This is a genomic window from Nostoc sp. (assembly GCF_036917775.1).
In the GTDB taxonomy this organism is placed as follows: domain Bacteria; phylum Cyanobacteriota; class Cyanobacteriia; order Cyanobacteriales; family Nostocaceae; genus Nostoc.
The window spans coordinates 67,309-73,695 of sequence record NZ_JBALEQ010000032.1; the positions used below are offsets into that span (position 1 = coordinate 67,309).

8 protein-coding genes are annotated in these 6,387 nt (G+C 40.0%); 4 read left to right on the plus strand and 4 right to left on the minus strand.

Annotation, left to right across the window (positions count from 1 at the left end):
• Positions 1-265 precede the first annotated feature (265 nt).
• On the minus strand, positions 266-1,012 hold the full coding sequence (locus V7K69_RS05945; protein WP_335032264.1) for a ferritin-like domain-containing protein: 747 nt from the start codon (positions 1,010-1,012) through the stop codon (positions 266-268).
• A gap of 258 nt (positions 1,013-1,270) precedes the next feature.
• Positions 1,271-2,116 (minus strand): hypothetical protein, encoded by an 846-nt coding sequence (locus tag V7K69_RS05950; RefSeq protein WP_335032266.1) that lies wholly within the window; start codon positions 2,114-2,116, stop codon positions 1,271-1,273.
• Between the two features lie 179 nt (positions 2,117-2,295).
• Here V7K69_RS05950 and V7K69_RS05955 point away from each other — a divergent pair, with 179 nt between their 5' ends.
• On the plus strand, positions 2,296-2,862 hold the full coding sequence (locus tag V7K69_RS05955; RefSeq protein WP_335032268.1) for a thermonuclease family protein: 567 nt from the start codon (positions 2,296-2,298) through the stop codon (positions 2,860-2,862).
• A gap of 73 nt (positions 2,863-2,935) precedes the next feature.
• Here the strand turns inward: V7K69_RS05955 and V7K69_RS05960 are convergent, their stop codons facing one another.
• Entirely contained in the window at positions 2,936-3,823 is an 888-nt protein-coding gene (locus V7K69_RS05960; protein WP_335032270.1) for a carbohydrate ABC transporter permease, read from the minus strand.
• A 708-nt stretch (positions 3,824-4,531) separates the two neighbouring features.
• Here V7K69_RS05960 and V7K69_RS05965 point away from each other — a divergent pair.
• The 3 genes from V7K69_RS05965 (at position 4,532) to V7K69_RS05975 (ending at position 5,589) form a co-directional block, all read left to right on the plus strand.
• Positions 4,532-4,909 carry a type II toxin-antitoxin system RelE/ParE family toxin gene (locus V7K69_RS05965; protein ID WP_335032272.1) on the plus strand — a complete coding sequence of 126 codons (378 nt, stop codon included), beginning with the start codon at positions 4,532-4,534 and terminating at the stop codon, positions 4,907-4,909.
• 3 nt (positions 4,910-4,912) lie between these two features.
• Positions 4,913-5,242, plus strand: a complete 330-nt coding sequence (locus V7K69_RS05970) for a helix-turn-helix domain-containing protein (RefSeq protein ID WP_335032274.1) — start codon at positions 4,913-4,915, stop codon at positions 5,240-5,242.
• Positions 5,243-5,313: 71 nt separating this feature from the next.
• Entirely contained in the window at positions 5,314-5,589 is a 276-nt protein-coding gene (locus tag V7K69_RS05975; RefSeq protein WP_181931507.1) for a BrnA antitoxin family protein, read from the plus strand.
• Positions 5,590-5,759: 170 nt separating this feature from the next.
• Here the strand turns inward: V7K69_RS05975 and V7K69_RS05980 are convergent, their stop codons facing one another.
• Positions 5,760-6,302, minus strand: coding sequence for a formylglycine-generating enzyme family protein (locus V7K69_RS05980; protein ID WP_442936120.1), 543 nt, complete (start codon positions 6,300-6,302; stop codon positions 5,760-5,762).
• Between the last annotated feature and the right edge of the window lie 85 nt (positions 6,303-6,387).

The following is a 6,387-nucleotide window of genomic DNA, read 5'->3' on the forward strand; positions in this document are numbered from 1 at the left end:
CTGGTGAGGGCTGTCATTTGTCCTACCCTGCGGGAAGCCGCAGAAGCGTCTATGTCATTGGTCATTAGTAAGGACTTTAAGCCTATTTACGTTTCGTAATATACTTGGGTTTTTCCGCGCCAACTTACTTACTTGGGAATAGCGCTTCAGAGAAAGCAATGTGGAATTAATTTGAAGAAGGCAATAAATAGGCAAGAGGCAATAGGAAAGAAGACTTTTTAAGTTGTACGGAGTTTTTTCACGCAATAAAATATGAGTTTTATAGTTAGGTAGCTATCAACTCAGAATCGATTTCTGACGGCGCACTATCTTGGACTAGCGATCGCGTTTCGCCATTACGCTGGAGGATACCACCAACCATTGCTAACAAGGCGTTTACTTTCCGGGTTCGCCACATATCTACAAGTTTTTCCACTTTAGCAGCAGGCATCCGTCGCATCATGGCTTCGTAGAGATAAGCAGCGTGTCCTGTTTCATCTTGGGCAATACTTAGCATTCCTAACTTTAAGTTACGACCGGTTGGCTCGTTATCAGGTAATACTTTCGCCATTCGCGCAAAGTCTTTACTAGCATCTAACTCAAGAATGTATGTGCTAGCCATAAACACATCCCAGTCAATGACAGCAGGTTTAAGTTGTTCTTGGGTGTAGCCTTCAAAGAATGCTGCAAAAAACGGGCTACGTTGCTGTTGTGATTTGTTTGTGGTGGTAGTTTGGGGTTGACGCTTAAAATCTATAACTTTTTTATTCATCTGCTGTAAGGCGTGGGCAAAAACTTTACCATGCCTAGTTTCATCGGATGCGTGTTTTGCTAGTTTTTCGGCTAGCCATGTATCGCCTTCGGCTGCGGCGCGATCGCTAAGTGCAGATAAAAACGGCACAGAACCAGATTCAGCGAAATAAAACCCCGCAAGGATGTTGGGACGGGTTTTAGAATCACGAATTTGAGCAGCAGAGTAATAGGCAAAAGCACCTGAACCAGCTAAATGCAGAATGTGAGTTAAGAAGTTCATCAGAAATTCCCACTGATCGTTAAAAGGTTACAATTCTTATACTAATGTGTATTTACTATTCTGTTGCCGTCTGAGGGTTTTACTGATTGGAATTTTTAATTGCCTGGGGCGGTTACATTATTCTTCAAAAACGGCCACTTTATCCTAATTCAAAAAGCTAACGCAGCAAGAAATTAAAATCCTATTCCAAATGTCTAGACGCAGACAATAAGGGTCGCTTGGGTTTATGCCAGTTTAATAGTTGAGAGTTTTTTGAGTTTACGGATCAGATAAAAGCTGAGAAATTGAGTCAAAGTCTTCTTTAGGTATATCACTTAACTCCATCAAATTGTAAAGTTGTGATCCTATTTCTTTGATTGTTAAGTTTTGAGGAGTGATATACTCTAAATCAGCAATTGGTTTTCCAAAAATTAGTCCAGACATATTAATTTCTAAAATTCTCTTTATATATAGATCGTATATTTCCTGTAATGCAAATGTCTGCTCAAGTTTTAAATCTAAAACTTGAATTTTACCTTGTTCATCCTTAGATATATAATTTTGCTGCCGCAATTTGTACTTATCTTTATTCGCAATCAGCCCTAACAAGCACATCTGAGTATAAGAAAGACTTGATCCTAATCTAAGAAGAACATTAGCCTGCGCTCTATTAATTTCTGGATGAAAAGCTATGTTGGCAACTAAATTTCCGTAAAACCTGAGCTTTTTTTCTTCATGTTCCCTCTGCGAAGCAATTAAAACACCTTCAAAAACTTCTTCTGCTGCTGAACGGTTTTGTACTCCTTTTTTAAAAAAATCGTCTTGTCGAATCTGTTTGCCATTATCCAAATTTTCCTGAATTTTAGAAATTGCAAATGTTAAAGTCGCTCCAACTCTTACTTCTTCTCGATGACTAAGGAAGCGATTTTTAACCTGTGCGCCTATTTTTTTCAAAAAATATACTATTGTAGGAGAGGCAACACTGGTTAAAATAGCTCCAGGAGGCCCAGCAGCAGCCCCACCTAAAGCAAGAATAATTGCGGTGACTAAAGTACCTCCAGTAATTTCTGAACCGACTGCAATCAATTCATTAATAGGTTCATTTTTGTTATCTTGCTCAGACATGAGATGATTCAACCTAATACTTGCTGTAGTCTAAAAAAATTGGAAGCAGAATATTTCCGAGGTGTATTGTAAGCATAAGCTTTCCGTAACGGAAAAGTTATGCTTCCAGTGACAGGTTAACAAATATATCTCGTCGTTTTGCTAATATCATTCCACAGAGGTAATGCAGGTGAGTTGGGATGGAGAAATTAAATAAACCAGTGCGATTTTGGCTTTGTGCAACTATCATATTTTTGGGTTTGATAGGTTGCGATCGCTTTATCGGTACTTCTGGAGAACCAGTTGAGCGAGTGAGTGATGGCGATACTATAGTAGTTAAAGATACTAACGGCAAAAATTTTACCGTGCGCTTTGCTTGTGTAGATGCGCCCGAAATAGCCCACTCTAATAAAGAAAAGCAAAGTAAACGTACTAGCGATCGCAATCAATTTAACTGGGGTGTGAAAGCCCAAGAACGAGTACAACAACTGGTGCAGCAAGGAGGCGATCGCGTGACTTTGAATATCACAGATAGCGATCGCTATGGACGCAAAATTGCCGAAGTTCGTTTACAAAATGGCGCTTTTGTGCAGCAGATATTGTTAAAAGAAGGATTGGCAAAGGTATATCGTCCTTATTTAAACAAGTGTCCTAGCAAAGACTTAGTTCAACAGGCCGAAGCTGAAGCCAAGGAACAACGTGTTGGGGTTTGGAGTGACACTAAATTTGTTAATCCTTGGGAATATCGCAGCCTATCAAAAAAATAAAAACTCTGTTGCATATTTGCGCGATGAATTAGTAACTTCCAAAATTCCCCTTTCTCCCTGCATCCTACCCCCCTCACTCGTCTTTCCAAGTTTGCAGTTGAAAATAAACTAATACCAGTGTCACTGCTAGTAACACCGTCGCGGCGGCGGCTGCATAACCAAAATCAAACTGACCAAAAGCCTCTTGATAAATGTAGTAAACCAGCAAATTAGTCGAATTCAGTGGGCCACCGCCAGTCATGACAAAAACTTGCTCAAAACTCCGCAATGTAAAAATCGCGGTAGTAATGACTGCAAATATCACAGTCGGGCGCAATCCAGGCAGAGTAATATACCAAAATTGTTGCCAAGCATTTGCTCCATCCAAATCTGCTGCTTCATAACGGCTCGGAGGAATTGCTTGCAAGCCTGCTAAAAAAACTACCATATTGAAACCGAGTTGTTTCCAAATACTCATTAAAATAATTACTGGCATTGCCCAAAAGGTATCTCCTAGCCAAGGTATAGCTGCAATACCAAAAAAATCTAAAAGTCCGTTAACTGGCCCTGATGTTTGAAACAGCCAGCGAAATCCTAAACCAGCTGCCACAAGTGAAATAATCGAAGGTAAAAAGTATGCACTCCGCATGATGCCCCGCAAGGGAATAGAGCGGTTTAATAGGACAGCCAATCCCAAGGAAATAACTAAACTGGGAATAATGGTGGCAACAGTAAAATAAAAGGTGTTACCCAGAACTTGCCAGAAGTCGGGGTTAAGTAGCAAGCGCCAATAGTTTTTTAAGCCTATCCAATAAGTACCTTTTAAGGTAAAACTACCAGCAGTAAAGCTGAGGTAAAACAAATAAGCGATCGGCCAAATGATAAAAACACCTAGTAAAATTAGTGCCGGTGTGAGAAAAGTCCAGGCAGCTACTGTATCATTATCCAACCACGACTTAGTAGTATATATTTTTTTTGACATATATAATTTTCCTTTTAGCTGTTACTATCCTCCGCCCTGATTCTACCCTTAGCTTGGTTTCTCCTCGTATTAGCGATGTATGCCAACAAGTCGCCTCGGTAATTGGCTTCTGGGAATGGCAGTAATTTTGATGCAATACTGCGTAGGTTTTGCCTAAAGAATAATAAATGTGTAGCGACTGTTTTAAAAGTCAAGCTTAGGCGTATACGCCTACACTTCTTTTGTACTTGATTGCGGTGCGACAAAGTTTGAAGTACTCCAACACGACTTTCAAGTACTTCAACACGATTTCGGAGTACCTCAACATGACTTTCAAGTACCTCAACACGATTTCGGAGTACCTCAACATGACTTTCAAGTACCTCAACACGATTTCGGAGTACCTCAACATGACTTCGGAGTACCTCAACACGATTTCGCAGTACCTCAACACGACTTTGAAGTACTTCAACACGACTTTGAAGTACTTCAACACGACTTTCAAGTACTTCAACAGAATAGCTGAACTTCTAAGGCGATCGCTTGGGTAAGCCCTTAGTTCATAATAATTTCTAGTTGGAGTCTTTAAACTAAGTTTTGCATCAAAGCCCAGCAGGTGCGTAGTTTACAGCACTTCTCTACGAGAGGCTGCGCCAACGGCAAGGCTCAGTGACCACCGTAGGCAGCGCTTATATTTTAATATGCTATTATTAGCATAGTTAGCATTAGATGAGTAAAAAACAAGAAAAACCCCTCAAATGGATTGCAAGCGCTCTTGATGATTTGAAAGATTTCCCTGAAGATGTGCAAGATGTAATGGGTTATGCTCTGGATTTAGCACAACATGGTGAAAAGCATCCTGACGCAAAACCTTTGCATGGATTTACAGGAACTGGGGTTTTAGAAATTGTAGATGATTTTGAAGGAGATACATACAGGGCAATTTACACTGTTAAATTTGCAGGATTTGTTTACCTATTACATTCATTTCAAAAGAAATTAAAACACGGCATTGCTACACCAAAACAAGATATAGATTTAGTTAAAAAGAGACTCAAGGTTGCTCAGGAAGATTATTTACAAGAAATAGCAAAAACAGTGGAGTAAAAAATGAGCAACGAAAATGATGTTTATATTAGTAACGGAAATGTCTTTGCTGATTTAGGATTGTCTAATCCTGAAGAGCGCTTAATTAAAGCAGAACTTGCACGCAAAATTAGTGAAATTATTGCTAATCGCCAATTAAATCAAGTCCAAGCAGCCGAAGTTCTTGGAATAGATCAACCAAAAATATCTGCTTTAACCAGAGGGAAGCTAAAAGATTTTTCAATAGATAGATTGATTAGATTTATAAATATTTTAGGTAATGATGTAGAAATTATAATTAAGCCTAAACCAGAAAGCCGTTCAATTGCTTGCACGACTGTAGTTTGTGAATAATTATTAAACCAAAAGGCATACAGATAGTGATGATTTAACGTGCATTATTTCTGCGAGAAAGGCAACCAAATATGAGCAACGAATCTATTTCGAGCAATTCTCAGACTGATTGGCAACGGCTTGATGCTATGAGCGATGAAGATATTGATTTATCAGATTGCCCGGAAATTACACCAGAACTGTTTGCCAAGGCTACAGTTCGACGGGGTTTACCTGCGGCAAAAAAGAAAGCACAGGTGACGTTACGCATTGACAGCGATGTACTAGAGTGGTTTAAGTCCCAAGGACAAGGTTATCAAACGCACATCAATACCTTACTGCGAGCATATATGGAAGCTCATCGATAGTCAGTAAATCGATACTGTGGAATAGCTGAATTTCTGAGGCATCGCTTGGGTAAGCTCTTGATTCATAATTATTTCTAGTTGGAGTCTTCGTAAGTCCTAATTTTTTTTCAACAATTAGATCGTTCCGCTTCGCTACACTGAAAAAGGGTAAAGGAAAGAAGTATAAAGGGCTAAGGAGTCCTCCCAACGGCTGAAACGACAACCCGAAAACCAAGATTGCTGTGGATGAGGTCGCGCCCCACCCTAAAGTTGAGATTACGAGACGCGGAACGGCATTTTCCAGGAAGGTCGTACCAGGAACCGCCCCGCAGCGTCCGAATTTTATTATCATTATCTATCCATGCACTTCCATCACTAGGCGCTCCTTTATAGCTTTCATGCCAAGTATCTTGACACCACTCCCAGATATTCCCGTGCATATCATATAATCCAAAGGCGTTAGGTGAAAAACTTCCTACTTCTGTTGTTTCTTGACGATTTTTTCCTTTTGGTGCAGAAGCATAAGTGGAATCTCCCTCATAGTTAGCTAACTCAGTTGTAATCGTCTCACCGAAGTGAAATGGTGTCGTTGTTCCTGCACGACAGGCGTATTCCCACTCTGCTTCACTAGGTAGGCAATAATTACGCCCAGCCTTTTGACTCAGCTTTTTACAAAATTCCACTGCATCATTCCAGGGAACTTGCTCTACAGGACGTTTTACTCCCTTAGACATCTCCGAAAACAGTTAAAGCCCTTGTGTGGCTAGGCTGTAGCCCGTAAATGCAATCATCTTAAATTAGTTACTCTGTACGATAAAA

Excerpts from the sequence above, each read along its gene's own strand:
- V7K69_RS05945 (WP_335032264.1), bottom strand. The coding sequence starts at position 1,012 with ATGAACTTCTTAACTCACATTCTGCATTTAGCTGGTTCAGGTGCTTTT.
- V7K69_RS05970 (WP_335032274.1), top strand. The coding sequence starts at position 4,913 with ATGAGCAACGAAAATGATGTTTATATTAGTAACGGAAATGTCTTTGCT.
- V7K69_RS05950 (WP_335032266.1), bottom strand. The coding sequence starts at position 2,116 with ATGTCTGAGCAAGATAACAAAAATGAACCTATTAATGAATTGATTGCA.
- V7K69_RS05975 (WP_181931507.1), top strand. The coding sequence starts at position 5,314 with ATGAGCAACGAATCTATTTCGAGCAATTCTCAGACTGATTGGCAACGG.
- V7K69_RS05960 (WP_335032270.1), bottom strand. The coding sequence starts at position 3,823 with ATGTCAAAAAAAATATATACTACTAAGTCGTGGTTGGATAATGATACA.
- V7K69_RS05980 (WP_442936120.1), bottom strand. The coding sequence starts at position 6,302 with ATGTCTAAGGGAGTAAAACGTCCTGTAGAGCAAGTTCCCTGGAATGAT.
- V7K69_RS05955 (WP_335032268.1), top strand. The coding sequence starts at position 2,296 with ATGGAGAAATTAAATAAACCAGTGCGATTTTGGCTTTGTGCAACTATC.
- V7K69_RS05965 (WP_335032272.1), top strand. The coding sequence starts at position 4,532 with ATGAGTAAAAAACAAGAAAAACCCCTCAAATGGATTGCAAGCGCTCTT.